Origin of the sequence: Pelomonas caseinilytica (genome assembly GCF_021353235.1) — a bacterium.
GTDB classification, from domain to species: Bacteria; Pseudomonadota; Gammaproteobacteria; order Burkholderiales; family Burkholderiaceae_C; genus Pelomonas; species Pelomonas caseinilytica.
The window spans coordinates 773,789-799,740 of record NZ_JAJTWT010000002.1 but is presented as its reverse complement, the minus strand read 5'-3'; the positions used below and the strand labels follow the sequence as shown (position 1 = coordinate 799,740).

General features: G+C 73.5%; 18 protein-coding genes and 1 tRNA gene. 4 read left to right on the top strand and 15 right to left on the bottom strand.

Annotated elements, in window-relative coordinates; genetic code table 11:
* Nucleotides 1-142: 142 nt before the first annotated feature.
* Nucleotides 143-8,650 carry a GH36-type glycosyl hydrolase domain-containing protein gene (locus LXT12_RS07360; RefSeq protein WP_233390790.1) on the bottom strand — a complete coding sequence of 2,836 codons (8,508 nt, stop codon included), beginning with the start codon at nt 8,648-8,650 and terminating at the stop codon, nt 143-145.
* Nucleotides 8,651-8,825: 175 nt separating this feature from the next.
* Between LXT12_RS07360 and LXT12_RS07355 the strand changes: the two genes are divergently transcribed.
* From LXT12_RS07355 to LXT12_RS07345, 3 genes are read left to right on the top strand one after another with little or no spacing between them, the layout of a single operon-like run.
* Nucleotides 8,826-9,251, top strand: a complete 426-nt coding sequence (locus tag LXT12_RS07355) for a tripartite tricarboxylate transporter TctB family protein (protein ID WP_233390788.1) — start codon at nt 8,826-8,828, stop codon at nt 9,249-9,251.
* An 11-nt stretch (nt 9,252-9,262) separates the two neighbouring features.
* Complete coding sequence (locus LXT12_RS07350) at nt 9,263-10,777, top strand: tripartite tricarboxylate transporter permease (protein ID WP_233390787.1); 1,515 nt, start codon at nt 9,263-9,265, stop codon at nt 10,775-10,777.
* A gap of 6 nt (nt 10,778-10,783) precedes the next feature.
* Nucleotides 10,784-11,227, top strand: a complete 444-nt coding sequence (locus LXT12_RS07345) for a hypothetical protein (protein WP_233390786.1) — start codon at nt 10,784-10,786, stop codon at nt 11,225-11,227.
* Here the strand turns inward: LXT12_RS07345 and LXT12_RS07340 are convergent.
* The 14 genes from LXT12_RS07340 to LXT12_RS07275 all read right to left on the bottom strand — a co-directional run bounded on the left by LXT12_RS07340 (nt 11,210) and on the right by LXT12_RS07275 (nt 23,471).
* Nucleotides 11,210-11,548, bottom strand: coding sequence for a thioredoxin family protein (locus tag LXT12_RS07340; protein ID WP_233390785.1), 339 nt, complete (start codon nt 11,546-11,548; stop codon nt 11,210-11,212). The genes LXT12_RS07345 and LXT12_RS07340 overlap by 18 nt on opposite strands.
* A gap of 46 nt (nt 11,549-11,594) precedes the next feature.
* Nucleotides 11,595-12,377 carry an ATP-binding cassette domain-containing protein gene (locus tag LXT12_RS07335; protein WP_233390784.1) on the bottom strand — a complete coding sequence of 261 codons (783 nt, stop codon included), beginning with the start codon at nt 12,375-12,377 and terminating at the stop codon, nt 11,595-11,597.
* Between the two features lie 2 nt (nt 12,378-12,379).
* Complete coding sequence (gene ssuC / locus LXT12_RS07330) at nt 12,380-13,150, bottom strand: aliphatic sulfonate ABC transporter permease SsuC (protein ID WP_233390783.1); 771 nt, start codon at nt 13,148-13,150, stop codon at nt 12,380-12,382.
* Nucleotides 13,147-14,313 carry an FMNH2-dependent alkanesulfonate monooxygenase gene (gene ssuD / locus LXT12_RS07325; protein WP_233390782.1) on the bottom strand — a complete coding sequence of 389 codons (1,167 nt, stop codon included), beginning with the start codon at nt 14,311-14,313 and terminating at the stop codon, nt 13,147-13,149. The genes ssuC and ssuD overlap by 4 nt, the downstream gene beginning before the upstream one ends.
* Nucleotides 14,314-14,320: 7 nt before the next feature.
* Entirely contained in the window at nt 14,321-15,268 is a 948-nt protein-coding gene (locus LXT12_RS07320; protein ID WP_233390781.1) for an aliphatic sulfonate ABC transporter substrate-binding protein, read from the bottom strand.
* The gene (locus LXT12_RS07315; RefSeq protein ID WP_233390779.1) at nt 15,265-16,224 is read right to left on the bottom strand and encodes a sulfonate ABC transporter substrate-binding protein; all 960 of its coding nucleotides are present in this window, start codon (nt 16,222-16,224) and stop codon (nt 15,265-15,267) included. The genes LXT12_RS07320 and LXT12_RS07315 overlap by 4 nt, the downstream gene beginning before the upstream one ends.
* Nucleotides 16,225-16,358: 134 nt before the next feature.
* Nucleotides 16,359-16,919: an NADPH-dependent FMN reductase gene (gene ssuE / locus LXT12_RS07310; protein ID WP_233390777.1), complete on the bottom strand. Its 561-nt coding sequence runs from the start codon at nt 16,917-16,919 to the stop codon at nt 16,359-16,361.
* 75 nt (nt 16,920-16,994) lie between these two features.
* Entirely contained in the window at nt 16,995-18,074 is a 1,080-nt protein-coding gene (locus LXT12_RS07305; RefSeq protein WP_233390775.1) for a sterol desaturase family protein, read from the bottom strand.
* A gap of 13 nt (nt 18,075-18,087) precedes the next feature.
* On the bottom strand, nt 18,088-18,897 hold the full coding sequence (locus LXT12_RS07300) for a MipA/OmpV family protein (RefSeq protein ID WP_233390773.1): 810 nt from the start codon (nt 18,895-18,897) through the stop codon (nt 18,088-18,090).
* Between the two features lie 146 nt (nt 18,898-19,043).
* On the bottom strand, nt 19,044-20,045 hold the full coding sequence (locus tag LXT12_RS07295; protein WP_233390772.1) for an FAD:protein FMN transferase: 1,002 nt from the start codon (nt 20,043-20,045) through the stop codon (nt 19,044-19,046).
* Complete coding sequence (locus LXT12_RS07290) at nt 20,026-22,224, bottom strand: PepSY domain-containing protein (RefSeq protein WP_233390771.1); 2,199 nt, start codon at nt 22,222-22,224, stop codon at nt 20,026-20,028. Before LXT12_RS07290 ends, LXT12_RS07295 begins: the two co-directional genes overlap by 20 nt.
* 10 nt (nt 22,225-22,234) lie before the next feature.
* The gene (locus LXT12_RS07285; protein WP_233390769.1) at nt 22,235-22,711 is read right to left on the bottom strand and encodes a DUF2271 domain-containing protein; all 477 of its coding nucleotides are present in this window, start codon (nt 22,709-22,711) and stop codon (nt 22,235-22,237) included.
* Between the two features lie 24 nt (nt 22,712-22,735).
* Complete coding sequence (locus LXT12_RS07280) at nt 22,736-23,134, bottom strand: PepSY domain-containing protein (RefSeq protein ID WP_233390767.1); 399 nt, start codon at nt 23,132-23,134, stop codon at nt 22,736-22,738.
* 262 nt (nt 23,135-23,396) lie between these two features.
* Nucleotides 23,397-23,471: transfer RNA gene (locus LXT12_RS07275), tRNA-Arg, on the bottom strand.
* Between the two features lie 182 nt (nt 23,472-23,653).
* Between LXT12_RS07275 and katG the strand changes: the two genes are divergently transcribed.
* Nucleotides 23,654-25,855, top strand: a complete 2,202-nt coding sequence (gene katG / locus LXT12_RS07270; protein ID WP_233390766.1) for a catalase/peroxidase HPI — start codon at nt 23,654-23,656, stop codon at nt 25,853-25,855.
* Nucleotides 25,856-25,952 lie beyond the last annotated feature (97 nt).

Here is a 25,952-nt window from a genome sequence, read left to right as displayed (position 1 = left end):
CTGTTGCTTGGTTCGACCGACTGGGCCTGCCCCGACTCTCCTGACCTCAAGCGCTCGAACCGCCTGGTGCGGACCCGCATGCCAGGTGGTGTGGCAGGGGCGCCTCCTGAGATGGAGGTCCCCCTATGCCGATCCGGTCCCGTCACAGCACGTTGGCCGGCTCGACCGCCAGGCGCGCCGGCGCGGCGTCGGGCACGGGCACCCACAGGCGCAGGTCGCCGTCCACGTCGGTGAGGGCGATGGAGCTGCCGGGCGCGAGGGGCCGGTAGCCCGGCGGCGGGGCCGTCACCTTGCGCTGCAGCAGCACCTCGATGCGGCGGCCCTGCTGCAGCAGCCGCACCTGCGCCTGCGGCCAATGCGGCGGCAGGCAGGGCTGCACGCGCAGCAGGCCGTCGGCCAGCTTCACGCCGCACAGCGACTCCACCGCCGCGCGCAGCAGCCAGCCGGCCGCGCCCGTGTACCAGCTCCAGCCGCCGCGGCCGGCGTGCGGCGCGTCGGTCTCGATGTCGCCAGCCACGGCATAGGGCTCCAGTCCGTAGACGGCGCCATGGGCGCCGCGGTGGGCGGGGCTGATGGCCGTGAAGGCTGCCCAGGCGCGCTCGGCCTGGCCGAGGCGTGCGCTGGCCATCAGCGCCCAGACGGCGCCGTGGTTGTACTGGCCGCCGTTCTCACGCACGCCGCCCGGGTAGGCCTGGATGTAGCCGGCCGGGGGCTGGTGGTCTTTCAGCGGTGGCCAAAGCAGGCGCAGCAGGTGGGCGTCGCGGTCGTGCAGCTCGCGCCAGGCGCTGTCCAGGGCCTCGCGGGCGCGCTCGGGCTGGCCGGCCCCGGTCAACACGGCCCAGGCCTGCACGATGAGGTCGATGCGGCATTCGGTGTCGGTGTGGGTGCCGAGGATGCTACCGTCGTCGAACCAGCCGCGGCGGTACCAGCGCCCGTCCCAGGCCTCGCGGTCCAGCGCCGCGGCCAGGGCCTCGCGGGCCTGGCGCCACTTGGCGGCGCGAGCGCCTTCGCCGCGGGCCGCGGCCAGCGGCAGCAGGGCGTCGATGACGGCACACAGGAAGAAGCCCATCCACACCGATTCGCCACGGCCTTCGGCGCCGACGCGGTTCATGCCGTCGTTCCAGTCGCCGGTGCCGAACAGCGGCAAGCCGTGCGCGCCCACTGGCAGGCTCACGTCGATGGCGCGTGCGGCGTGCTCGTAGATGGTGGCCGTCTCGTCGCTGATGGCGGGCACTTCGTAGACGTCCTCGGCGCCTTCGGGCACGGGGCGGCCCTGCAGGAAGGGCAGGGTCTCGTCGGCCAGCCGGGTGTCGCCGGTGCGCTCCACGTACAGCGCCAGGGCCAGGGCCAGCCACAGGCGGTCGTCGGCGAAATGCGTGCGCACGCCCGCGCCGGCGGGTTCGTGCCACCAGTGCTGCACGTCGCCGGGCGGGAACTGGCGCGCCGCGTGGCGGCGGATCTGCGCGGCCAGGCGCTCGGGTGCGTGCTGCACCAGGGACATCGCGTCCTGCAGCTGGTCGCGGAAGCCGAAGGCGCCGCCGGCCTGGTAGAAGCCCGCCCGGCCCCAGATGCGGCAGGCCAGCACCTGGGCCGGCAGCCAGTGGTTGACGAGGGCGTCGAAGGCGGCGTCGGGCGTGTCCACCTGCACCGGCGCGCTCAAGGCCCGCCACACCTCGCGCTGGGCGGCCAGGCGGCGCAGCGGGTCGGCCCGCCAGGCGCTGACGGCCTGTTCACGCGCCGTCTGTAAGTCGGGCGCATGACCCAGCAGCACCGTGCAATGCCAGGCGCGGCCCGGCTCCAGCCGCAGGGCGACGGCCAGCAGGGCGGCGGGGTCGGTGGCGGCGCCGGCCTGGCCGTCCAGCGCATGCGGCATCACGAGGCGGCCCTCGTCGTCGAACAGCAGCCGCCGATCGCCGCTGGCCTCGACCTCGGCCCTCCACGGCTGGGGCCGGTTCAGGTCGGGCGCGAAGCCGGCCTCCACCGGCCAGGGCCACAGCGCCTGGTCGGCAGCCAGGGCGTCGATCTGCTCGGGCAGGGCGTCGCCCTCGAGCGTGGGCCGCAGGGCCAGCCACGCGGTCTGGCCGCCGAAGCCGTTGAGCCCGTCGGCCTGGGTCGCCAGGGCCAGCAGCGGGCCGTCGCCGACGGCCGGCTCCAGCCGCGTGACGACGCTGCGCCTGGCACTGCTGTCGGCACCGAGCTGCCATTGCGCGGCTGCCAGCAGGCGCAGCCGCCGCGGCGCGCGGCCGGGGGCGGCATGCAGCTCCACCTGGCACTGCCTGACGGCCGTGGCGGCGTCCACCGTCCAGCGCAGGCGCACGACCAGCCCCGGCAGCGTGAAGGCGATGGCCGTGGCGCCCGGCACGTGGGCGATGGCCTGCTCGACGCTGGCGCGGCCGAGCAGCCAGGCCTGGCCGCTTTGCAGGCATTGCAGGATCAGCCACTCGCCGGGCGAGTCGAGCAGGGCGTCGTTGGACCAGGGCGTGATCTGGTGCAGCCGGCTGTTGCCGGCCCAGGCCATGCCGGCGCCCCGCTCCGAGACCTGGCAGCCGAAGCCCTCGTTGGCGATGACGTTGATCCAGGGCCGCGGCGGCTGGCTGCGCTCGCCCAGCTCGAAGAGGCAGGCGCCGCTGTCGGGCTCGAAGCGGCTGTCGGGCAGGGCCGCGCCGGGCGGTCCGCCCAGATAGGACACCAGGGTGGCGCCGGCCTGGCGGCGCGACTTGGCGGCCTGCTCGTGGCCCACGGCCAGCCGGTCCAGCTGCAGCGACAGCGGCCTGCCGTCCGCGAACCAGCGCACGCGGGCGAGCAGGTTGAGGGCGAAGCGGGTGTCGGGCCCGACGACCTCGTCGGACAGCACGTGCAGCCGGCAGCGGCCCTGCTGCTGTTGTTCGGCCAGCGAGCGCAGGGCGCGCGACACCGGCGCGAGGTAGGACGGCGGCTCGGCGTCCAGCACGACCACGTCCACCGGCAGCGGGCTGGCCTGGGCGCGCAACAGGGCGCACAGCTCCCGCACCATGACGACGCCGGTGGCGTCGGCCACGCGCATGAGCACGATGGGGTCGTCGCCCGAGATGCCGTGGCGCCACAGGGCGTCCCGCTCGAAGAGGGTCTCCGGCGGCAGCAGGTGGTCGCGCGCGGCCTGCGAGGTCAGCAGGGTCTGCAGCGTCAGCCCGGCGCGCCAGGCGCCCGGGGCCAGGCCCGCGCCCTGGGTGCGCACGGCGGCCATGGTGTGGGCGAGGGTCAGGGCGCGTTCGCACAAGGCAGGTTGGCCCAGCTTGTCGAGCAGGTGGTTGAGCGTCTGCGACTCGCGCGCCGCCGCGGTGGCCAGGGTGATCGTGAGGCTGGCGCCGGGCGGCAGCATCACCGTCAGGTGCAGCAGCGAGATGGGGTCGTTGCCGGTGTCGCGCGGGCCGCCCTCGTGGCTCAGGCCGGGCACCTCGCCGGCCAGCAGCGCGGGCCGCCCGGCATGGGCGATGACGCCGCCCGGTTGGCCGGCCATGCCGCCGCGCGCCAGCCAGCGGGCGCGGTCGGTGCTGGCCTGCACGCGGTCCACCCGCGCGCCGCCTTCGGTCTCGCTGCCCACCAGGGCGTGCACGGCATGCAGGGCCGTCTCGTTCGGGCTGCGCGGCAGGCGCTGCCAGTGCAGGGCCTGCTGGCCCGGCTCCCAGCGCGCCTGTAGGAAGAGCTTGCCGAAGGCCGGGTGGGCCAGGTCGGCGCGGGCCGGTGCCAGCACGGGCTCGAAGCTCGACACCAGGGCCAGGCGGCGCGGCCGGGGCGAGAGGTTGCGCACCGTGATGCGGCGCAGCTCGACGTCGTCCTCCACGGCCACCCAGGCCTCGGTGTGGGCGTGCAGTTCCTCGCCCTCGGCGGTGAACTGTGCGCTGGCCGGGTGGAGGCGGGCGGCATAGCGCCACTGCGGCCCCGGCGTCGGCCGCAGCGTGAGCGAGCGCCAGGGGCTGGTCTCGGGCCCGCCGCTCCACGGCAAGTCGAGGTCGCGCACGTGGAGGTGGTGGCCCAGCAGGTCGTGCGGCAGGTCGTCGCGCCAGCGGCTCACCAGCACCTGGGAGCCCGGGTCGCCCCAGACCAGGGTGCCGCCGCCGTGTTCGCGCAGCATGGCGCTGAGCTTGCCGCTGCCCAGCCAGGCCGTGGCCGGCAGGGCCCGCCCGCGCAGCTCCGGCAGCACCAGCGAGATGTGGGCGCGGCGCGGTGCCGTGCGGCTGGGCCGCGCGGGCGGCTCCTGCAGCGGCGGCACTTCGTGGGGCGCGCGTTCGTGGAGCAGCCAGCGCACGGCGCACAGGCGCGGCTCGGCATCGGCCCAGCGCTGCGGCGCGCCGCCGCACAGCACCTCGGTCAGGGCCACCAGGCTCATGCCCTGGTGGTGGCTCATGGCGGTGCCGATGCGCTGGAAGCGCGGCCCCTGCTTGTTGGCGCTGCTGGCCGCCTCGGGCTGGCGGCTGGCGGTGTAGTCCAGCGCCTCCACGAAGCCGCCCTCGTGGCGGGCGCCCAGGGCCTGCAGCGCGCGCAGGTTGGCCACCGCGGCACGCGGCATGACCATGGCCGCCATCAGGCAGGCGTAGGGCGCGATGACCACCTCCTCGGACGGCGTGTCCCGCAGGGCCAGCGTGGCCACGCCCTGCGGGCCGTACTGGTAGGCCAGACTGTGGTCGCGCACGGCATAGGCGCTTTCGGACATGCCCCAGGGCAGGCCCAGGGCCTTGCCGGCGCGGATCTGCTCCAGCACGGCCGCGCGCGCCGCCTCTTCCAGCGCGCTGCCGGCCGGCTCGTCCAGCACCAGCGAGGGCATCAGCATCTCGAACATCGAGCCCGACCAGCTCTTGAGCCCCGTGACGCGGCCCCGCGAGAAGAAGGGCCGGCCGAGCGCCCCCCAATGCGCCGCGGGTAGGTCGCCCTTGGCGATGGCGACGAGGCTGGCCAGGCGGGCCTCGGAGGCGAGGAGGTCGTAGTGGTTCTGGTCCAGCCGCTCGGTGCCGGGTTCGATGCCCGGGGCCGCCACGGCGCCGATGTGCAGCAGCCGGCGCTGGTGGTCGTAGAGCCAGGCGAAGTCGTGGGCCAGGGCGATGGCGCGGGCGCGGGCCGCCACCTCCTCCAGCGCCTGGGCCACGTCGGGCGGCGGCGGCATGCCGTCGCCGCCGCGCGCGAAGCCCTCGCACGCCGCCGCGACGACGAGCAGGTGGGCGCAGAGGTTGCCGCTGTCGACGCTGGAGATGTAGTGCGGCTCCAGCACGGCCAGGCGCTGGGTGTCGACCCAGTTGTAGAAGTGGCCGCGGTGGCGGGGCAGCCGGTCCAGCGTGTCCAGCGTGCGCTTGACGCGCTCGGCCAGGCCGACGTTGTGCAGCCAGCCGAACTCGCGCGCGCAGCAGGCCGACAGCAGGTACAGGCCGATGTTGGTGGGCGAGGTGCGGTGGGCGACGACGACGTCGGGGTCGAACTGCACGTTGTCGGGTGGCAGGTCGTTGTCCTCGGTCGTCACCCAGCGCTCGAACCAGCGCCAGGTGTCGCGGGCGACGCCGAGCAGGTAGTTGCGCCCGTCGTCGTCGATGGCCTCGCGGCGCGGCCGGGTGCGCGGCCGGCTGGCCAGGGCGATCCACAGCGGCGACAGCGCCCAGGCGGCCAGCAGCGGCACGGCCTGGTCCCAGGCCACCGCCACGCCCAGCAGCCCGGCCGTCACCAGCACCAGGGCGAGGGCGCCGGTGGCCAGGGACAGGCGCCGGTGCTGGCGCCACAGCGAGCGCCAGTCGCTGCGGGCCGCGGCCTCGGCAGCGTCGGCCGTCGTCCACTCCAGCAGGTGCTGGCGGCTCACGCGCTGGCGCCACAGGGCGCGCGCGATGGCGTCCAGCGACATCCAGCTCGCCGCCGGCAGCATGGCCAGGTGCCAGAACACGCCGCCCACGGCGCGGGCCAGCTCGATGCCGGCCTGGCGGTAGAAGCGCGGCAGCGAGATGCGGTCGCGCGCCGGCGCGCAGGCCGCGAGGGCGCCCATCAGCGGCCCCGCGCCGAAGGCGGCGGCCACCACCGCCAGCGCCCAGTCCGGCGCCAGCCCCAAACCCATCCACGAGGCGGCCAGCAGCAGCAGGGCGGCCGGCGCCACCAGGCTGCGGCGCAGGTTGTCCAGCATCTTCCAGACGTGGATGGCGCGCAGGCCCCAGGCCCGCGGCTGGCCCAGGAAGGGCAGCAACTGCCAGTCGCCGCGCGTCCAGCGGTGGATGCGCGAGGCGGCCACGTCGGCGTGCATGGGCGCGGGCTCCACCAGCACCACGTCGCTGACGCCGGCGCAGCGCATCAGCGAGCCTTCGAGCAGGTCATGGCTGAGCACCTGGCCTTCGGGCAGGCGGTGGGCCAGCACCTCGGCGGCGGCCCGCACGTCGATCAGGCCCTTGCCCGTCGCGCTGCCTTCGTCGAAGAGGTCCTGGTAGACCTCGGAGCTGGCGGCGCTGTAGGGGTCCAGCCCGGCCTTGCCGGCGAAGAGGCTGTGGAACCAGGTGCCGTGCACGGTGGAGCTGCCTGCCGCCGTGGCCAGCGGCGTGGCCACGCGGGGCTGCAGCATGCCGTGGCCGCGCACGACGGAGACGGCGCCGCTCGGGTGGCGCAGGGTGCGCGGGCGGTTGAGCGGGTGGGCGGCGATGGCCACCAGCTCGCGCAGCGAGCCCGGCGGCAGGGCGGTGTCGGCGTCCAGCGAGACGATGTGCCGCATGCCGGGCGCGGGCGTGGACAGCTCGCCCAGGTCGATGAAGCGGTCGGGAAGCGTCTCGGGCGCATGCCCGGCCAGCAGGGCAGCGAGGGCCTCGGTCTTGCCGCGCTTGCGTTCCCAGCCTATCCAGCGCTGCTCGGTCTCGCTCCAGCGACGCTGGCGGTGCAGCAGCAGGAAGCGGGGCCGGCCGTCGCAGGCCGTGCCGTGGCGCTGGTTGAGGGCCTCGATGCCCTGGCGTGCCTGGGTCAGCAGGGCATCGTCGCTCGCCTGGTGCTCGGCCTTGGCGTCGGCCCAGTCGCTCAGCAGGGCGAACTGGGTCTCGGCCTCGAAGTTGGCGAGGTGATGGCGCTCCAGCTGCCCCAGCAGCGTGGCGATGCCCTTGGGCCGCGTCAGCATGCAGGGGATGACGACCAGCGTGCGGGCATGCGGCGGGATGTGGCCCCAGGCCAGGCGCGGCAGCCGCGCGGGGGCGGCGCATTCGCTGATCAGGCGGTTGGCCAGGGCCACGACGGCCTCGCTGGCCGGCAGCAGCGTCAGCAGCACGGCGGCCACCACCATCGGCCAGCGCACCTGCGGCGGCAGGCCGAACACCATCAGCAGCACCATGGCGGCCAGGCCGAGCAGGGCCAGGCTGGACAGGTAGATGGCGCTGCGATGGCGGCGCAGGGCTGCGCCGGCGCGCTCGCCGGCCGTGGGCTTCAGGCGCAGCTCGGACAGCAGCCGCCCACGCCCCGGGCCCTTGAGCCAGTACAGCGGCGCGCGCTCCTCGGCGTCCTCGTCCCAGCCGGGGTCGTTGCACAGCAGGCGCAGCACCTGGGCCACGTCCACCTCCGCCACCCCATGGCGCTCGGTCAGCGCCTCGATGGCATGCATGGCCATGTCGCGCGTGGCCTCGTGCTCCTGGCGGTAGACCTCGATGCGGCCCAGGGATCGCAGGGTGGGATGCACGCTTTCGAAGAGACCCGCCCAATCGGCCGCGCCCAGGTTGCGCAGGCTGCCGATGGCGTTGCGGATGCTCTGGTGGTCGGCCGCGCTCTCGGCCTGCTCGGCGGCCTGGGTCGCTGCCGGGTCGGGCAGCGCCTCGGCCAGCCAGGCCGCCGCGGCGGCCCACGAGGAATCCTCGGGGTCGCGCTGTTCGGGCTGGCCGAGGGCGCGGTCCGCGAGGCGCTCCGACAGCCGCACCGCCAGCGCCGTCATGGCCGGGTCGTGCGGCCAGGCGGCCTGCCACCGGGCCAGCTGGTCGCGCACGGCGGCGGCGTCGAGCTGGGGCAGGGCTTCGAACAGGCGCTGGGCCGAGCGGCGCGCGACGTGGCGCCAGGCCGATCGCTCGGCCAGCCGGCGCAGGTTCTCCACCAGCACGACGCGCAGTGTCGAAGGCAGGGCCCAGAGCTCGCGCAGCGTCAGCGCCTCGGCCTCGTGGTGGCCGGCCAGGAAGTGGCGCAGCAGCGTCATGTCCAGGGCGCTGTCCGCGTGGGCCACCCAGGCCCAGGCCACGCCATAGATGCGGGGCAGGCCTTGCAGGGGCTCGTCGGCCAGGCGCGGCAGGCGCTGGAAATAGCTGTGCGGCAGGTCGTGCAGCACCTCGTCGAGCTGCTGGCGCACGATGCGGCCGTTGTCGAGCAGCCAGGCATGGGCGGGGTCGATGTCGGCCTGCAGGCCCTCCTCGGAGAGCACGTCCAGGGCGGCGCCCCACACCTTCAGGTTGCTGCGCAGCCGCGGTGAAAAGGGCCGCGGCTGGCGCCGCGCCTCGTCCACGCGCTGGGCGGCGGCGAGGCTGCGGCCATGTTCGGCGAAGCGCTCGGCGCCGAACTGCACGGCCCGCACCGGAGTCGCGGCCGCGCCCGGGCCGGCAGCGACGCGGAGGAAGGCCTGGGCCGCTCCGGGCGGCGTCAGGTCGTGGGGCGGGGCGGGCGCGGCAGGCGGCGTGGGCGGGGCGGACGACATGCTAGGACTGTCGGTGCCGGCTCCCCTGCGTCACAGCGGCATGCGTCGCGTGTCTCTGTCGGCCGACTCCTACAGCGGCCGAGCTTGCTCGGGCCTGTCGCCTCCTGGAAAGCGCGGTGGACGCGCGAGCCCACCCCCCTAGAGTGACGGCAACCGCCCCAAACCCCTCCACTGCATGAACGATCGCAACCTCGTCCGCGGCCTGCTGCTCGCAGCCATTGCGTTAGGTTTCGGCCTCGGCGCCCTGCGCTACTCCGTCGGCAGCTTCGCCCATGCCGGCCCGGGGCTGTTCCCGCTGCTGGTCAGCGGCCTGCTGATGCTCGTGGCCGTCGCCACCATCGTGCGCTCGCGCTTCGTCAAGCCGGTGCCGCTGGGCTTCAACCTGCGCAATATCGGCCTGCTGCTGCTGGCGCTGTGCAGCTTCGCCCTCGTGACCGAGTGGCTGCACACCATGATCGCCGGCGTCGTCGTCATGGTCTTCATCGCCGGCCTCGCCGCCTCGGGCAACGGCTGGCAGCGCAGCGTCAAGATCGCCGCCGGGCTGGTGGCCATCGCCTTCGTGTTCCAGAAGCTGCTCGGCCTGAGCCTGCCGCTGTACTGAGGAGCCAGGCCATGGACATCCTGCACAACCTCGCCTTCGGCTTCGGCCACGCCCTCACGCTGCAGAACCTGATGTTCTGCGCCATCGGCTGCGTCGTCGGCACGCTGGTCGGCCTGCTGCCCGGCCTCGGGCCGCTGGCCACCATCAGCCTGCTGCTGCCGCTGACCTACTCCATCCCCACCGGCGGCGCCCTCATCATGCTGGCGGGCATCTACTACGGCGCGCAATACGGCGACAGCGTCAGCGCCATCACGATGAAGATCCCCCACGCCAGCAGCATCGTGGCCTGCATCGACGGCTACCAGATGACGCTCAAGGGCAAGACGGGTCTGGCCCTGTTCACGGCGGGCATCTCCAGCTTCATCGGCGGCACGGTGGCCATCGTCGTGCTGGCCGGCCTGGCGCCCAGCCTTGGCGAAGTGGCCCTGCTGTTCGGCCCGGCCGACTACTGCTCGCTGATGCTGCTGGGCTTCCTGTGCGTGAGCTTCGTGACCACGGGCAGCCTGCTCAACGGCCTGGCCATGTGCCTGGTGGGCGTGCTGCTCGGCCAGATCGGCACCGACGTCAACAGCGGCCAGCAGCGCTACACCTTCGACCTGCCTTTCCTGGCCGAGGGCGTGGGCCTGGTCAGCGTGGCCCTGGGCTGCTTCGGCATCGCCGAGATCACCAAGAACCTCGACGCCCGCGAGGAGCGCTCGCCCTTCAGCGGCAAGATCCACCTCATGCCCACCTGGGCCGAGTTCAAGCGCATCATCCCCAGCGCCCTGCGCGGCAGCGCGGTGGGCTCCTTCCTCGGCATCCTGCCGGGCGGCGGGCCCGTGATCGCCCAGTTCGCGGCCTATGCGCTGGACAAGAAGGTCAGCAAGCACAAGGACGAGATCGGCAGCGGCGCCATCGAGGGCGTGGCCGGCCAGGCGGCGGCCGACGAGGCCGCGGCGCGCACCAGCTTCATCCCGCTGATGAGCATCGGCATCCCCGAGAACCCCGTCATGGCCCTGATGATGGCGGCCTTCGTCATCAAGGGCATCCAGCCCGGGCCCAACATGATCTCCGGCCACCCCGACCTCTTCTGGGGCTTGGTGGCCAGCATGTGGGTGGGCAACGTCTTCCTGGTCGTGCTCAACGTGCCGCTGGTACGCTACTGGCTGTCGGTGTTCAAGATCCCCTACGGCGTGCTCTTCCCGGCCATCCTGTTCTTCTGCTGCATCGGCACCTTCAGCGTCAACAACAACCTCGACGACATCTTCGTCACCGCCGCCTTCGGCCTGCTCGGCTACGTCTTCATGCGGCTGGACCTGGATGCCGCGCCGCTGATGCTGGGCTTCATCCTCGGACCGATGCTGGAGGAGTATTTCCGCCGCGCCATGCTGCTCAGCCGTGGCAGCTTCATGACCTTCGTCAACCGGCCCATCAGCGGCGGGCTGCTGGCGCTGATCGCGGTGTTCGTGGTGTGGCAGCTGGTGGTGTTCTGGCGCGGGCGCCAGCAGCCGGCCGCGCTCTCGGCCGTTTCCGAGTCGGCCGCCTAGGGCCTCATGCGAATCCTGTTCCGTATCCTCGCCGGCATCGTCGGCCTGTCGCTGGCGTCGTGCCTGCTCGCTCCCTGGCTGGCCTACGAGGTCGCGTTGGCGCGCATGGGCACGCTGCCGGTGCCGCCGCGGCCACTCGCCACGCCGCAGCAGCAGGCCGAGGTCTGGCAGCGCGCCGGCGGCGAGGGGCCGCTCGTCGTCGAGCCGCTGAACCCCTATGGCTTCGTCCTCGCGCTGGTGGGGCGGGACCGCGTGCGCCCCGGCGAGGAGATCGCCTACTGGGTGGCCCGCGCCCACCTGATGGACCAGGCCGACCAGGGCGGCATGCTCGGCGGCCAGATCCGCAGTGCCGCGTTGACGGTGTGGCTCACCCGGCACTGGCCCGCCGAGGAACTGGCGACGGCGGCCCATGCCGCGGCCCGGTCCCAGGCCTCAGGCCAGCGCCCTTAGGCGCGCCGCCAGGGCCAGCTGCTCGGGCCCGACGCGGGCCGGCGTGGCGTCCGCCAGGTGGGCGCGCAGCACGCGCCGCAGGGTCTCGGGCTGCGGTGTCAGCGGACCGATGAACCGCACCTGCTTCTCGTCCGCGATCAGCAGCGTCGGGAAGGTCTCGATGTCGAGGTCGCCGACAAGGTCGGCCTCGTCCTCGATGTCGATCCAGCGCACATGCAGCCTGTCCTGCGGCAGCTCGGCGCAGGCGGCCTCGAAGACTTGCCGGTAGTTTTCGCAGGTGCGGCACCAGGCCGCGCAGAGGCAGGCGACGTGAAGGGTCATGGGCCGGCATGGTGCCATGGCGGCGGCGCCCGCGCCCTGGCGGGGGTCAGGCGACGGGCGGGGCGACGATGTGGCGCAGCACCCGCTCCTCCAGCTCGGCGAAGCCGGGTGCGGCGCGCGAGCGGGGGCGCGGGAGGGCGACGGTCGCGTCCAGGGCGATGCCGCCGCGGTCGACGAGCAGCACGCGGTCGGCCAGGGCCACGGCCTCGGTGACGTCGTGCGTCACCAGCAGGGCCGTGAAGCGGTGGCGGCGCCAGAGCTGCTCGATCAGGCGGTGCATCTCCAGCCGGGTCAACGCGTCCAGGGCACCCAGGGGCTCGTCCAGCAGCAGCAGGCGCGGTCGGTGCACCAGGGCACGGGCCAGGGCCACGCGCTGGCGCTGGCCGCCCGAGAGGGTCGCCGGCCAGTCCCCGGCCCGGCCGCCCAGGCCGACCTGGGCCAGGGCCTCCATGGCCCGGGGCCGGGCGTCGGCACCTTCCAGACCCAGGGCGACGTTGTCGACGATGCGCTTCCAGGGCAGCAGCCGCGCGTCCTGGAACATCAGCCGGCGTTCATTCGCCGTGCCGGCGTCGATGTGGCCGGCGTCGGGCGTTTCCAGCCCGGCGATCAGTCGCAGCAGGGTGCTCTTGCCGCAGCCGCTGCGTCCCACCAGCGCGACGAACTCGCCCGGCGCGATGCGCAGGTCCAGCCCGTGCAGCACGTGTCGCGGGCCGAAGGACTTGGCCACGCCGCGCAGATGCAGGGCCAGGCCGTCGCCGGCGGGCGCCGGGGCCTCGGCATGCACCGGCTCGCGTGCCAGGACCGGGGCGTCGATTTCGCTCAACCACATGGTCAGGCTCCTTGCGCGGCATAGCCGCGGTGCCAGGGCAGCCAGGCCCGTTCGAGTGCCCGGGCCAGCACGTCCGCCAGCTTGCCGAGCAGGGCGTAGAGCAGGATGCCGACGAGGACGACGTCGGTCTGTAGGAACTCGCGGGCGTTCATCGTCAGGTAGCCGATGCCGGCCTGGGCCGACAGCGTCTCGGCGACGATGAGTAGCACCCACATCAGTCCGAGGGAAAAGCGCAGGCCCACGAGGATGGACGGCAGGGCGCCGGGCAGGATGACGTGGCGGTACAGCCGCCAGCCACGCAGGCCGTAGCTGCGCGCCATCTCGACGAGGTCGCGGTCGACGCCGCGGATGCCGTGGAAGGTGTTGAGGTAGACGGGGAAGAACACGCCCACCGCCACCAGCACGAGCTTGGCCGCCTCGTCGATGCCGAACCACAGGATGACGAGGGGAATGAGCGCCAGGGCCGGGATGTTGCGCAGCATCTGCAGGGTGGTGTCGAGCAGGGCCTCGGCCTGCCGCCAGGTGCCGGTCAGCAGGCCCAGCGCCAGGCCGAGGCTGCCGCCGAGGGCGAGGGCCGAGAAGGCGCGCAGGCTGCTGACGGCGACGTGGTGCGCCAGCTCGCCCGAGCGCAGCAGCTGCCAGAAGGCGGCCAGCACGGCCGCCGGCTCGGGCAGGATGCGCGCGGCCAGCCAGCCTTGGCGCGAGGCGACCTCCCAGGCCAGCAGCAGGGCCGCGGGCAGCAGCCAGGGCAGGAGGCGGTGGGCGGCTGTCATGCAGCCGCCTTGGGCGCGTCGTGGTTGGCGATGACTTCGCCGAACGGCCCCGTCAGGGCCGGCGCCGAGAGCTTCTCGCGCAGGTCCAGCGGCAGCAGCGGGAAGACGAGCTCGGCAAAACGGTGGGCCTCGTCCAGGTGCGGGTAGCCGGACAGCACGAAGTATTCGAGGCCGAGGTCGGCATAGGCCTTGATCCGCTCGGCCACCTGGTGCGGGTTGCCCACCAGGGCCGTGCCCGCGCCGCCGCGCACCAGGCCCACGCCGGCCCAGAGGTTGGGCGCGATCTCCAGGCCGCGGCGCACGTCGGCCTTGTCGAAGCGCCCGGCGTGCAGCTCGGCCATGCGGCGCTGGCCGACGGAGTCCATCTTCGCGAAGCGGGCCTGGGCCGCGGCGACGGTGGCCTCGTCGAGCTGGCTGAGCAATTCACCGGCGGCGCGCCAGGCTTCGTCCTCGGTCTCGCGCACGATGACGTGCAGCCGGATGCCGTAGCGCAGCGTGCGGCCGTGGGCGGCGGCGCGCTCACGCACGTCGGCGATCTTGGCGGCCACGTCCTCGGGCGCCTCGCCCCAGGTGAGGTAGGTGTCCACCTGGGCCGCAGCCAGCTCGTGGGCCGGCGCCGAAGAGCCGCCGAAGAAGACCGGCGGGTAGGGCCGGCTGATGGGCGGGTAGAGGACCTTGCCGCCCTTCACGGCGAGGTGGCGGCCGTCGAAGTCCAGGCTGCCGCCGTCGTGCGAGCGGGCCAGCAGCTCGCGCCAGATGCGGATGAACTCGGCGGACTCCTCGTAGCGGGTTGCGTGGTCGAGGAACTGGCCGTCGCCGGCCAGCTCCTCGGGATCGCCGCCGGTGACGAGGTTGACGAGCAGCCGGCCGCCCGAGAGGCGGTCCAGCGTGGCGGCCATGCGGGCGCTCTGCGCCGGCGCGACGAGGCCGGGCCGCAGGGCGACGAGGAACTTGAGCCGCCGCGTCGCGTCGATGAGGCTGGCCGCGACGATCCACGAGTCTTCGCAGCTGCGGCCGGTGGGCAGCAGCACGCCTTCGTAGCCGAGGCTGTCTGCCGCGATGGCCACCTGCTTGAAGTAGGCGTGGTCGGCCACGCGGGCGCCGCGCGAGCTGCCGAGGTAGCGGCTGTCGCCGTGGGTGGGGATGAACCAGAAGATCTTCATGGGGGCCTCAGGCTTTGTGGAAGGGAGTGGCGACCGCGTCGGCCACGCGGATGGCGCGGGGAATGAGGCCGAGTTCGGCGAAGGCGTCGGCCACCTGCTGCTGCTCGGCGACGAGGGCGGCAGTGAGCGGCCCCACGGGCGCGGCGCCGCGGCGCTCGACCATGCGCTCGACGGTGGCCACCGGCAGGCCGGCGAAGCCGGCATAGCGCTGCACGGCGTCGCGGCGGTCGGCCTGCACGCGGGCGTCGGTGTCGGTGAGTGCCTGGAACAGCGTCTTCAGCAGCGCGGCCTGCTGGCTGAGCGGGCGTGACGCGAGGTAGAAGGTGTTGTTGCTCGTCAGCCCGCGGCTGGTGGCCAGGGCGCGCAGTTCGCCGCTGACCTCGGCCGCCGCGTAATACGGGTCCCACACCGCCCAGGCGTCGACCGAGCCGCGCTCGAAGGCCGCGCGCGCCTCGGCCGGCGGCAGGTAGACGGCCTGGATGTCGGCCCACGCCAGGCCGGCCCGGCGCAGGGCCTGCACGGCCAGGAAGTGGGCGCTGCTGCCGCGTTGCAGCGCCAGGCGCCGGCCCTTGAGGTCGGCCAGGGTCTTCAGCGGCGAGCCGGGCTTGACCAGCACCGCCGAACTGTCGGGTTTGGGCGGCTCGGCGCCGACGTAGACGATGTCCTTGCCCGCCGCCTGGGCGAAGACGGGCGGCGCATCGCCGGTGGCGCCGAAGTCCACGCTGCCCAGGGCCAGGGCTTCGAGCAGCTGAGGGCCGGCCGGGAACTCGGTCCACTGGACGCGTGTGCCGCCCAGGCGCTGCTCCAGCAGGCCGTAGGCCTTGAGCAGCGCGAGGTTGAGCGAGCCCTTCTGGAAACCGATGCGCAGGCTGGCCGGCGTCTGGGCGCGGCTCCACAGCGCTGCGGTGGTGGCGAGGATGGCGACGGCGGCGCGCCGCGTGGCCGGGGCGCTCATCGGGCGGCCTCCGCGACCTTCGCGTTGCCGGGCAGGGCGTCCGCGACGCGGATGGGCCTAGGGATGAGGCCCAGGGCGTGGAAGGCGTCGGCGATCTTCTGCTGCTCGGCGGCGATGGCCGGCGTGAGCGGCTTCACGCCGAACTGATAGCGCGTCAGGCTCTTCTCGACCACCTCGGGCTCCAGGCCTTGCAGCGGCGCGATGACGGCGGCGGCGGCGCGGGTGTTGGCCTTCACGTAGGCGGCCTGGGCCTGGCTGTCGTCGAACAGGGCCTGGATGAGCTCGGGGTGCTGCTGCGCGAAGCCACGCTCGGCGAGGTAATAGGCGTAGTTGTTGACGAGGCCGCGGCCGTCCAGCAGCACCCGTGCGCCGCTCTGCTTCTCGACGGCGGCGAGGAAGGGGTCCCAGATCACCCAGGCGTCCACCGCGCCGCGCTCGAAGGCGGCGCGGGCGTCGGCCGGCGGCAGGTAGACGGGCTGGATGTCGCCGTATTTCAGGCCCTGCTTCTCCAGCGCCTTGACGAGCAGGTAGTGGACGTTGCTGCCCTTGTTCAGCGCGATCTTGCGGCCCTTCAGGTCGGCCAGCGAGCGGATGGGCGAGTCCTTGGGCACGACCAGGGCCTCGGCCTCGGGGGCGGCCGGGTCGTGGCCGATGTAGACGAACCTGGCGCCGGCGGCCTGGGCGAAGATGGGCGGCGCCTCGCCGACGAAGCCCACGTCGACGGCGCCGACGTTCAGGCCTTCGAGCAGCTGCGGGCCGGCGGGGAATTCGACCCACTTGACGGCCACGCCCAGCGGCGCGAGGCGCTTTTCCAGCGAGCCGCTGGACTTCTGCAGGGTCAGCAGGCTGGCCGATTTCTGGAAGCCGATGCGCAGCGTGGTCTGCGCGGCGGCGTGCAGGCTGAAGGCCGCCAGCAGGGGCAGGGCGGTCCAGCGGAGCAGGGAGCGGAAGGGCATGGGGAGAGTCCTGTGCGAAAAAGATCCCGGCGCTCGGGCACGCCCGATCCGCGCCCGAGGCGCCGGGATGAAGTCGCCGATCCCGGAACGGGTGGCGAGGAGACAAGCGGTGGGTTGAAAGGCGGCCTGCGGCGTCAACAGCTCAGGGCCGGCTGCAGAGGCTCGAGGTGGATGCGCATTCGCGGCGCCAGCGGCGCGAGGGCGCGGTCCAGCCGCGCGATGAGGTCGGCCTCGGGCACGAAGCCGCCGGCTTCATGACGGCGCAGTTGAGCGTCAGTGGCGAAGACGCCGTCGAGCACGTGGCGGGCGCCGAGGGCGCTGAGCACGGGCTTGAGGGCGTAGTCCAGCGCCAGCAGGTGGGCGGGGCTGCCGCCGGTGGCCAGGGGCAGCACCAGCTTGCCGCGCAGCGCATCCGGCGGCAGCAGGTCGAGGAAGACCTTGAGCAGGCCGCTGTAGGCTGCCTTGTAGATGGGCGTGCCGACGATGACGAGGTCGGCCTGCTCGACGGCCCGCACGGCCGCGGCGATGGCGGGGTCCTGCACGTCGGCGGCGAGCAGCGCGGCGGGCGGCAGGGTCCGCACGACGATGTCGTCATGCCGGGTGTCGCGGCCTTCGAGGCGGGTCAGCGCGAACTGCGTGAGCCAGGCGGAGCGTGAGCGTTCGCTGGGGCTGGCGGAGAGGCTGGTGATGTGCATGGCGGCCGGTGTCGGTTCAGGCCTTGCACGATAGGGACGCCGGGCGGCGCGCGGAACGAAGGAAAGCGGGGATGCTTATTCGCCGTCCGAGCTTTCCTCGGCCACGCGGCGGGACAGCAGCATGCCGACGCCGCACAGGCCGGCCGTCAGGGCGGCCGCCGCGCCGAGGTTGGCCAGCGGGCCGAGGTCGTCGGCCGTGGCCAGCCACAGGCCGCTCGCCGCGGCCACGGCCAGGAAGAGGATGGCCGCCGTCGCGCGCGCCGCCGGGAGTGCCGGCGGATCGAAGCGAGGCCGGGCCAGCCGGGGCAAGGCGTCCTCCGCGGGCGGCGGCACGCCCGGTGGCAGCCAGCCCGGCGACTTCCACAGCACGCGCAGCTTGTCGGCCCAGCGCGGCGTGGCCTTCATGCGCCGGGCCATCTCGGCGTAGAACTGGCCCACGCCCGCCAGCGGATGCCAGCTCGCCAGCGGCTTGACGGTGCCGTAGACGCAGGGTTCGGTCTCGGGCGCGAAGCTGCCGAAGAGCCGGTCCCAGACGACGAAGATGGCGCCGTAGTTGCGGTCCAGGTAGGCCGGGTTCACGGCATGGTGGACGCGGTGGTTGGAGGGCGTGGACAGCACGCCGTCCAGCCAGCCGAGGCGGCCCACGTGCTCGGTGTGGATCCAGAACTGGTAGAAGAGCACGACCGTGCCGGCCAGGGCGTAGAGCGAGGTCGGCACCCCGAGCACGGCCATGGGCAGGAAGAACGGCCAGCCCATGACGGCGTACAGGCTCTCCTGGCGCAGGGCGGTGCTGAGGTTGAAGTGCTCGCTCTGGTGGTGCACCGCATGCGCGGCCCAGAACAGGGCGCTCTCGTGGCTGGCGCGGTGCAGCCAGTAGTCGCAGAAGTCGTACACGACGACGGCGGCCCCGACGCCGACGGCCCCGTGCCAGAGCGTGGCCGGCAGCAGGGCGAGGCGGCCGTGCACGGCGGCGTAGAAGCCGGTCTGGCACAGCGGCGTCAGCACCGCCACGCCCTGGCTGAGCAGGCCCTGGCTCAGGCTGCCCAGCGTGTCGGCGAGGCGGTAGGTGTCGCGGCCCCGCCAGCGCCCCCAGGCCCATTCGGCGGCCATGCAGGCGACGAACACCGGCAGTGCGTAAAGCAGGACGTCGTGCACGGCGGCGGGCGGTTCAGAAGCGATGCCAGAGGCTGAGGATGAAGCTCGGCTGGCGGCGGTCGCGGGTCAGCGGCGACTTCGCGGCCTGGTCCACGAGGCGGGCCTGCAGCCACTGCCCGCTGACCGACCAGTCCGCGGAGAACTTGTGCTCACCGCTCAGGGCGATGCTCCAGTCCTGCCAGCCGCTGCCCGGGCGCCACTCCGGCAGGCCGCTGGCCGCCGACTCGCGCGCGCCCACCCCGAAGCTGCCGCGCAGATGGGCCGCGTTGGCGTAGGTGGCGGCCAGGCTGATGGCGAGCAGGTCGTCGCCCAGCGGGATGCCGCTGGTGGCGCCGAGTTCGAGCTGACCGCCGTCGTGGTGCCGGCCGCTGCCCCAAGAGAGGCCGGACTGCAGCAGCAGCGCCGGCAGGGCCTGCACGTTGGCGAAGGCCTCGGTGACCAGGCGCGTGCCCAGGCGGTTGATGCCGGGCGGCGACTCCCGGCGCGGCCGGCCCGACTGCGGCCACAGCCGCAGGCCGAACTGCCAGTCCCTGGCCGAGTGGCCCTGCAGCAGCTCGGGCGCGAGGTTCCAGCCCAGGCCGGCGTCGCTGGCCAGGAAGAGGCCGCTGGGCGACTCGTAGTCGAAGGCGGGCAGCAGTTGCTCCCGCTGCCGCCGGCTGCCGGGCGCACGCGGCCAGCCTCGCGCCGACAGGCCGGCGGACCATGTGGCCGCCTCGGGCGGCGCGTCGATCAGCAACAGGCTGCCGGCCGCGCGGGCGCAGGGGGCGGCCAGGGCGGCGGCCAGCAGCGCCGCCGCGGGGAGGGCGAACAGGCGGGACTTCAAGAAGAGGCGAGACGGCATGCACGGCCACTGGGGCGCGGGCCGCAGCGTGCCGGCACTCTAGCCGCGCAGTCGTGCCGTCATGGCACCGGAACGGGCCGCCACAGTGAGGCGTCAGTCGCGGGCAAGGCCGCTGCAAGCTGCGGGGCTCAGGCGCAAGCGCCGCCATCGGCGGCGAACCGGCCCAGTGCCACTTCGGCCACTTCGGCCACTTCGGCCAGCCCCCCGGCCCGGCGCAGCAGGAAGAGCACGTCCATGCCGAGGCGGCGCGCCAGCTCGGGGCCCTGTTCGGGACCTGCCACCAGCAAGGCCGTGGCCCAGGCGTCCGCCTGCATGCAGGAGGGCGCCAGCACCGTGACCGAGGCCACGGCGTTGTTGACGGGGGCACAGCGCTGCGGGTCCATCGTGTGGGCGAGGCGCGTGCCACCCACGTCCACGAAGTGGCGGTAGTCGCCCGAGGTGGCCACCGCCAGATCCTGCAGTTCGATGACGCCATGCACCGCGCGGTGGCCGGGTTCGGGGCGCTCCAAGCCCACCGCCCAGGGGCTGCCGTCGGCCTGGGTGCCGATGGCGCGCAGTTCGCCATCCAGCGCTGCCAGTGCATGCCGCACGCCATGCCGGCCGAGCACGTCGGCCATGCGGTCCACCGCATAGCCCTTCGCGATCCCGCACAGGTCGACCTGCAGGGCCGCGTTCTTTCGGGCGCGGCCACCGGGCCGGTCCAGCTCCAGCGCCGCCTGCGCGGCCAGGGGCGTGGCCTGGCGCGCGGCACGGATGGCCTGGGCGTCGGGCGCATCGCGCGCCGCGCCGAATCCCCAGGCGTCGACCACCGCGCCCACGCAGGGGTTGAAGCCGCCGCCGCTGCGCCGATGCACGTCGAGCGCGCAGTCCAGCACCTCCAGCATCTCGGCGGGCAGGTCGACCCAGCTGCCCACCGGGGCGCGGTTCAGCCGCGTGAGGTCGCTGCCGGCCTTCCAGGGGGACATCTGCTCGTCCACCTGCCCCACCGCGGCGGCGAGGTCGTGCTGCAGGGCCGCGAGGTCGAGACCGGCGTCGGCGTCGATGCTGGCGGACCAGCGCGTGGCCATGGTGGGGCCGTGCAGCGTGATGCGCCTGCACGGCAGCGCGGGCTCAGAAAACGTCTTCGGCATAGCGTTCCTCGTCCTTCAGCGCCGACACGCTCAGCTGCATCGGCGCGAGCAGTGCGTCCAGCGTCCTCGCCACATCGTGGGCCATCGTGCGGCTGCCGCAGACGCGCACGAGGGCGCCTTGCGCCACCAGGCCGCGCACGCGTTCGGCGTCCCGGCGCAGGGCGTCCTGCACGTAGCCGCCGCCATCGGCGATGCGCGAGAAGGCCGTTTGCAGGCTGGCCAGGCGGTCGTCGCCGAGCCACTGCTGGAGGTCGTCGCCGAAGTAGAAGTCGCGCGCCGGGTCGCGCCCGCCGAAGTACAGGTGCATGGGGCGGCGTGCCTCGTTGCGGCGGATGAAACCGGCCAGCGGCGCCACGCCCGAGCCCGCGCCGATCAGCAGCACCGGACGCCGGCCTCGCGGCAGGGCGAAGGCTGGGTTGGGCCGGATGAAGGCGGTGATGGTGTCGCCGGCCTTCAAGCCCAGCAGGTGGGTGGAGCACAGGCCGCCCGGCATGAGGCGCACGCAGATTTCCAGGAAGCCGTCCTGCGAGCCCGAGGCCAGCGAGTAGTAGCGGGGCACGCCCGAACCCGGCGGCACGATGCCGACGAGGTCGCCGGCCGCGAACCGCGCCAGGCCATGCCGCCTGCCCAGGCTGCCTGCCGGCCAGGCAAAGCGCAGGACAGAGGCGGGCTGGCCGGTGGCGCCCGGATAGTCCTTGCGCGCCGTGAGCCTGAGCGCGACGGTGTGAGGCAGGCGGGGCACGTGTTCCAGGACCAGCGGTTCGCCCAGGGCCTGGGACAGGGCCCGGCCCCAGAGCGCGAACTGCTGGCTCGACTGCTGGTGAATGCATTCGAGCGGCAGCAAGGCCGGCCAGCCGCGTTGACGCAGCGTCTGTTCCAGGGCGACGGCGAAGGCGCAGAAGGCTGGGAACTGCCGGTCGCCGAAGCCGAGCACCGTCACCGGCACGGTGCCGGCAGCCAGCCTGGCGATGCGGTCGAGCGCATGGCCGGCGTGGGCCGGGGCCTGGCCGTCGCCGTAGGTCGCGGCGAGCACGAAGACCTGCCGCGCCGCGGGCGTGGTGCGGAAGTCCTCTAGCGCACCGGTGTGCACGCGGTGGCCTCCCTGGGCCAGCGCGTCGTGCAGGGTCTGGGCGAAGCCCCAGGTGCTGCCGCCCTCGCTCGCGACGAAGACGAGCACGTCGGCCTGGGCGAGCGGGGCGTTGCCGGTGATGCGCGGAGCCTGGCCGCGGGCCTGCCACCAGATGACGAAGCCCGACAGCCAGAACAGGAGCACGCTCGCGCCGGCGAGCCCCAGCACCACCGCCCAGGGCCATGCCGCGTTGCCCGTGTGCAGCACGACGGCCCAGCCGTGGATGCGCTGCGCCCAGGTGGCGTCCTGCCAGGCCAGCATGCGGCCCGAATGGCGGTCGATCCAGCCCTGGCCTTGCGCGGTGGTGATCTTCCACGTGTCCTCAGGGTCGGTGGCGCTGGGCAGGGTGAGCTTGCGCAGGTCCGCCACGGCGATGCCCTGCAGCGCGGCGAACTGGGACGCCGGCACGTCGGCCTGGCCGGTCGCCACCGACAGCACCTCGGGCTCGGCCCTGCCGTCCAGTTCCACCAGGCCGAGAGTGGATGCGCTCATCGTCAGACCGGTGATCGACGTCAGGCACAGCACGGCGAGCACCACGCGCCCCGCCACGACGTGGATGCGCTGCGCCAGCGTGCCGCGCACACGTCCCGTCAGCCGCCGCCAGCCGCCCATGCGCCGCAGCAGGAGCACCAGCGCCGATGCGCACAGCACGCCCATGGCCAGCGCCGTGCCGGCCGCCCCCCAGCGCCCGGCGTCGCCCAGCAGCAGCGAGCGGTGCAGGTTCTTGACCCAGCGCGGCAGCGTCGAGGCCTGCCAGGTGCCCAGCACGCGGCCGTCGGCGGGGTCGACGTAGGACGCCCGCGGCTGCTCGCCGGCGAAGCTGTAGACCACGATGGCCCCCGAGGGCAGGCGGCGGATTTCCGCGGCATCGGCCACCGTGTTCGTCACGCGCTCGGCGAGGACCGCGACCGTCAGCCCGGGTTCCGCGGAAGGGGCCTGCCAGGCCTGGTCGACCGGGTCGACGGCGAGGAGGGCGCCGGTGATGCCCAGCACGACGGCCAGCGTGCCGACGGTCAGGCCCAGCCAGCGGTGGATCGACTTCCAGCCCATGGGTGCGCGATTACTGGAGCTGGACCGTCACGGACTGGATGTATTGCCGGCCGGGCTGGGGCTTGCCGACGCTGGCGGTCGACAGCGGCATGCGCACCTCGGACGGGCTGTCGCGCATGTCTTCCGCGGCGGCGTCGATGCGGATCTCGTAGCCCGCGTCGATCAAGGCATCCGCGAGGTCGGCCGTGACCTTGAGCGTGCGCCCCGCGCCGACGCTGGCACCGGTGACGCCGTTCAGGCGCCTGGCGTCGCCGGCCGAGAGGCGACTCCAGTCGGACAGGTGCTTGTAGTACTTGGCCTTGCCGCCGGCCACCCAGAGCGTGCGGACGTAGGCGCCCTTGGCATCGGTCAGGTAGACGGCCAGGTAGGCGCCGTCACCGCCGTAGTTCTTCAGTTGAGCGGTCAGCGCGAGGGTTCGGCCGTGCGCCAGTGCGGGCAGGGCCAGCGCACATGCGGCGGCCAGGGCGGTCAGGAGGGGTTTGGACATGGGGTGTTCCTTGGGAAGTCCGGGTCAGTCGGTCGAGCGGTGGGACGTTGGCGGGGGTGTCGGTGCAGAGGCACCGCCCGGTGGCGGTCGGTCGGGCCGGGCCGCCTCGTCGTGATCGCGTTCCCGCGTGCGCTCACGCTCGGGGCCGCCTCGCCTCATCTTCAGCACCTTCAAGGTCTCGGGGTCGAGCTTGGCCTTGAAGGGGCGTCCTTGGGCGTCCGTGGCGCGAATCTCGTAGCAGCCATCGTCGATCTTCAGCCACTGGATCTGCCAGCCCTTGGCCGCTGCCATCTGCCGCACGGCGTCGCGTGACTGCCAGCGGCCCACGGGGGCGTCGCAGTCGTCGCCAGCCCAGCCGGGCAGGGCGGCCATGCCGAGCGACAGGGCCAGCACGCCATGGCCCAGGGAATGGGGGTACTTCATGGGAGGACTCCTTTGAAACGGGTCGACTCGATGACCGGCGAGTCGAAGGCCGGCTCCGCATGCCTCGTGTTGAAAGCCATTCTGGAACCCGCCACCGGAACGCAGGCTGAACGGCGCGTTCATCGTTTGTTCACGATCAAACGGACGGCGCCGGGCAGCCGCGAAGCGCTGCGGCCGAGGTGGGAGGCGGGGCGGAGGCGGCCCGTTGCGGGCGCGATCTGGGGGGCGGGGCCGGCGGCAGCAGAGGCCGCGGGCCGATCGATGGTCCGGCCAGTAGGAATCGAACCTACATCTGACCCTTAGGAGGGGTCCGTTCTATCCATTGAACTATGGCCAGGCACCGCCCCGCGGCCGGGGTGGCTCGCGGGCGGCGCGCATTCTCGCATGAGGGCGGCGCGGCCCTCGTGGGCCGAGGGCGCTCGCATTTCTCGCTATCACCGTGATTGGGCGGATTGCATTGCCGGCCGCGGGGGCTCGTTCCTAGACTGGCTCGCATCGACACCCACTTCCGGAGCCTGCATGACCAGCCAAGCGCAATGCCCCTTCTCGGGCAAGCCCCACCACCAGCACACCTCGGCCGGCGCCAAGGGCAACCGCGACTGGTGGCCCGACCAGCTCAACCTGGCCATCCTCCACCAGCACTCGCCCCGGGCCAACCCGATGGGCGCGGGCTTCGACTACCGCCAGGCCTTCGCGGGCCTGGACCTGGACGCCGTCGTGCGCGACCTGCACGCGCTGATGACCGCTTCGCAGGACTGGTGGCCGGCCGACTACGGCCACTACGGTCCCTTCTTCATCCGCATGGCCTGGCATGCGGCCGGCACCTACCGCGTGGCCGACGGCCGTGGCGGCGCGGGCACGGGCGCCCAGCGCTTCGCGCCGCTGAACAGCTGGCCCGACAACGGCAACCTCGACAAGGCGCGCCGGCTGCTCTGGCCCATCAAGCAAAAGTACGGCAGCAGGATCTCCTGGGCCGACCTCATCGTGCTGACGGGCAACGTCGCCCTCGAATCGATGGGCTTCAAGACCCTGGGCTTCGCCGGAGGGCGGGCCGACATCTGGGAGCCCGAGACCGACATCGACTGGGGTCCTGAAACCACCTGGCTGGGCGACGAGCGCTACAGCGGCGAGCGCGAACTGGCCCATCCGCTGGCGGCCGTGCAGATGGGGCTCATCTACGTCAACCCCGAGGGCCCCAACGGCCACCCCGACCCGCTCGCGTCGGCCCGCGACATCCGCGAGACCTTCGCTCGCATGGCCATGGACGACGAGGAGACGGTGGCCCTGATCGCCGGTGGCCACACCTTCGGCAAGGCGCACGGCGCGGGCGACCCCAAGCATGTAGGCCCCGAGCCCGAGCGCGCGGACATCACCGAGCAGGGACTGGGCTGGGCCAACAGCCTGGGCACGGGCGTCGCGAGTCATGCCATCACCAGCGGCCTGGAGGGCGCCTGGAAGCCCAACCCCACGACCTGGGACAACGGCTATTTCGAGACTCTGTTCGGCTACGAATGGGAGCTGACCCGCAGCCCCGCCGGCGCCCACCAGTGGCGGCCCAAGGACGGCGCTGGGGCCGGCACCGTCGTCGACGCCCATGACGCGGGCAGGCGCCACGCGCCGATGATGTCCACCGCCGATCTGGCCCTGCGCGTCGACCCGGCCTACGAGAAGATCTCGCGCCGCTTCCTCGACGATCCGGCGCAGTTCGCCGACGCCTTCGCGCGCGCCTGGTTCAAGCTGACGCATCGCGACATGGGCCCCGTCAGCCGCTACCTCGGGCCGCTCGTGCCGCGCGAGGCGATGATCTGGCAGGATCGCGTGCCGCCGGTCGACCACCCCCTCGTCGACGCGGCCGACGTGCAGGCGCTCAAGGCCCGCGTGCTGGCCTCGGGCCTGAGCATTGCCCAGCTCGTGTCCACGGCGTGGGCGTCGGCGGCCAGCTTCCGCGGCAGCGACAAGCGCGGCGGGGCCAACGGTGCGCGCATCCGCCTGGCGCCGCAGAAGGACTGGGCCGTCAACCAGCCCGCAGAGCTGGCCGAGGTGCTGGCCAGGCTCGAAGCCGTCCGCGAGGAGTTCAACGCCGCGCAGACGGGCGGCAAGCGCATTTCGCTGGCCGACCTCATCGTGCTGGCCGGTGGCGCGGCCATCGAGGCTGCCGCCCGCCAGGCCGGCGCGGAGCTGGAGGTGCCGTTCACGCCCGGCCGCACCGACGCCACGCAGGCGCAGACGGACGCCGCCTCCTTCGCGCCACTCGAGCCGCTGGCTGACGGCTTTCGCAACTACGTGCGCCCGGGCCTGGAGGCGCACGCGGCCGAACTGCTGCTCGACAAGGCCCACCTGCTCGGCCTGAGCGCACCGGAGATGACGGCCCTGGTGGGCGGCCTGCGGGTGCTGGGCGCCAACGTCGGCGGTTCGTCGCACGGCGTCTTCACGACCCGGCCGGGCGTGCTGACGCAGGACTTCTTCGTCAACCTGCTGGACATGCGCACCCGGTGGCGCCGCTCGGAGGCCTCGCCCCACGTCCTCGAAGGCCTGGACCGCAAGACCGGCGGGCTGAAGTGGACGGGCACGGTCGTCGACCTGGTTTTCGGCTCCAACTCGCAGCTGCGCGCCATCGCCGAGGCCTTGGCCGCCAGCGACGCCCAGGCGGCCTTCCTGCGCGACTTCGTCGCCGCCTGGGTCAAGGTGATGGAGGCCGACCGCTTCGACCTGCACGCCTGATCGAGCGCCCTCAGCGCGGTCCGACGACGGGTCCTGCAGCCGCCGGAGGCCGGCTGCTCCCTCGGGCGGCCGCCGCGGAACCGGCTTTGCCGGGCCG

Coding starts and splice junctions, on each gene's coding strand:
- LXT12_RS07360 (WP_233390790.1), bottom strand. CDS start 8,650: ATGTCGTCCGCCCCGCCCACGCCGCCTGCCGCGCCCGCCCCGCCCCAC.
- LXT12_RS07355 (WP_233390788.1), top strand. CDS start 8,826: ATGAACGATCGCAACCTCGTCCGCGGCCTGCTGCTCGCAGCCATTGCG.
- LXT12_RS07350 (WP_233390787.1), top strand. CDS start 9,263: ATGGACATCCTGCACAACCTCGCCTTCGGCTTCGGCCACGCCCTCACG.
- LXT12_RS07345 (WP_233390786.1), top strand. CDS start 10,784: ATGCGAATCCTGTTCCGTATCCTCGCCGGCATCGTCGGCCTGTCGCTG.
- LXT12_RS07340 (WP_233390785.1), bottom strand. CDS start 11,548: ATGACCCTTCACGTCGCCTGCCTCTGCGCGGCCTGGTGCCGCACCTGC.
- LXT12_RS07335 (WP_233390784.1), bottom strand. CDS start 12,377: ATGTGGTTGAGCGAAATCGACGCCCCGGTCCTGGCACGCGAGCCGGTG.
- ssuC (WP_233390783.1), bottom strand. CDS start 13,150: ATGACAGCCGCCCACCGCCTCCTGCCCTGGCTGCTGCCCGCGGCCCTG.
- ssuD (WP_233390782.1), bottom strand. CDS start 14,313: ATGAAGATCTTCTGGTTCATCCCCACCCACGGCGACAGCCGCTACCTC.
- LXT12_RS07320 (WP_233390781.1), bottom strand. CDS start 15,268: ATGAGCGCCCCGGCCACGCGGCGCGCCGCCGTCGCCATCCTCGCCACC.
- LXT12_RS07315 (WP_233390779.1), bottom strand. CDS start 16,224: ATGCCCTTCCGCTCCCTGCTCCGCTGGACCGCCCTGCCCCTGCTGGCG.
- ssuE (WP_233390777.1), bottom strand. CDS start 16,919: ATGCACATCACCAGCCTCTCCGCCAGCCCCAGCGAACGCTCACGCTCC.
- LXT12_RS07295 (WP_233390772.1), bottom strand. CDS start 20,045: ATGCCGAAGACGTTTTCTGAGCCCGCGCTGCCGTGCAGGCGCATCACG.
- LXT12_RS07290 (WP_233390771.1), bottom strand. CDS start 22,224: ATGGGCTGGAAGTCGATCCACCGCTGGCTGGGCCTGACCGTCGGCACG.
- LXT12_RS07285 (WP_233390769.1), bottom strand. CDS start 22,711: ATGTCCAAACCCCTCCTGACCGCCCTGGCCGCCGCATGTGCGCTGGCC.
- LXT12_RS07280 (WP_233390767.1), bottom strand. CDS start 23,134: ATGAAGTACCCCCATTCCCTGGGCCATGGCGTGCTGGCCCTGTCGCTC.
- katG (WP_233390766.1), top strand. CDS start 23,654: ATGACCAGCCAAGCGCAATGCCCCTTCTCGGGCAAGCCCCACCACCAG.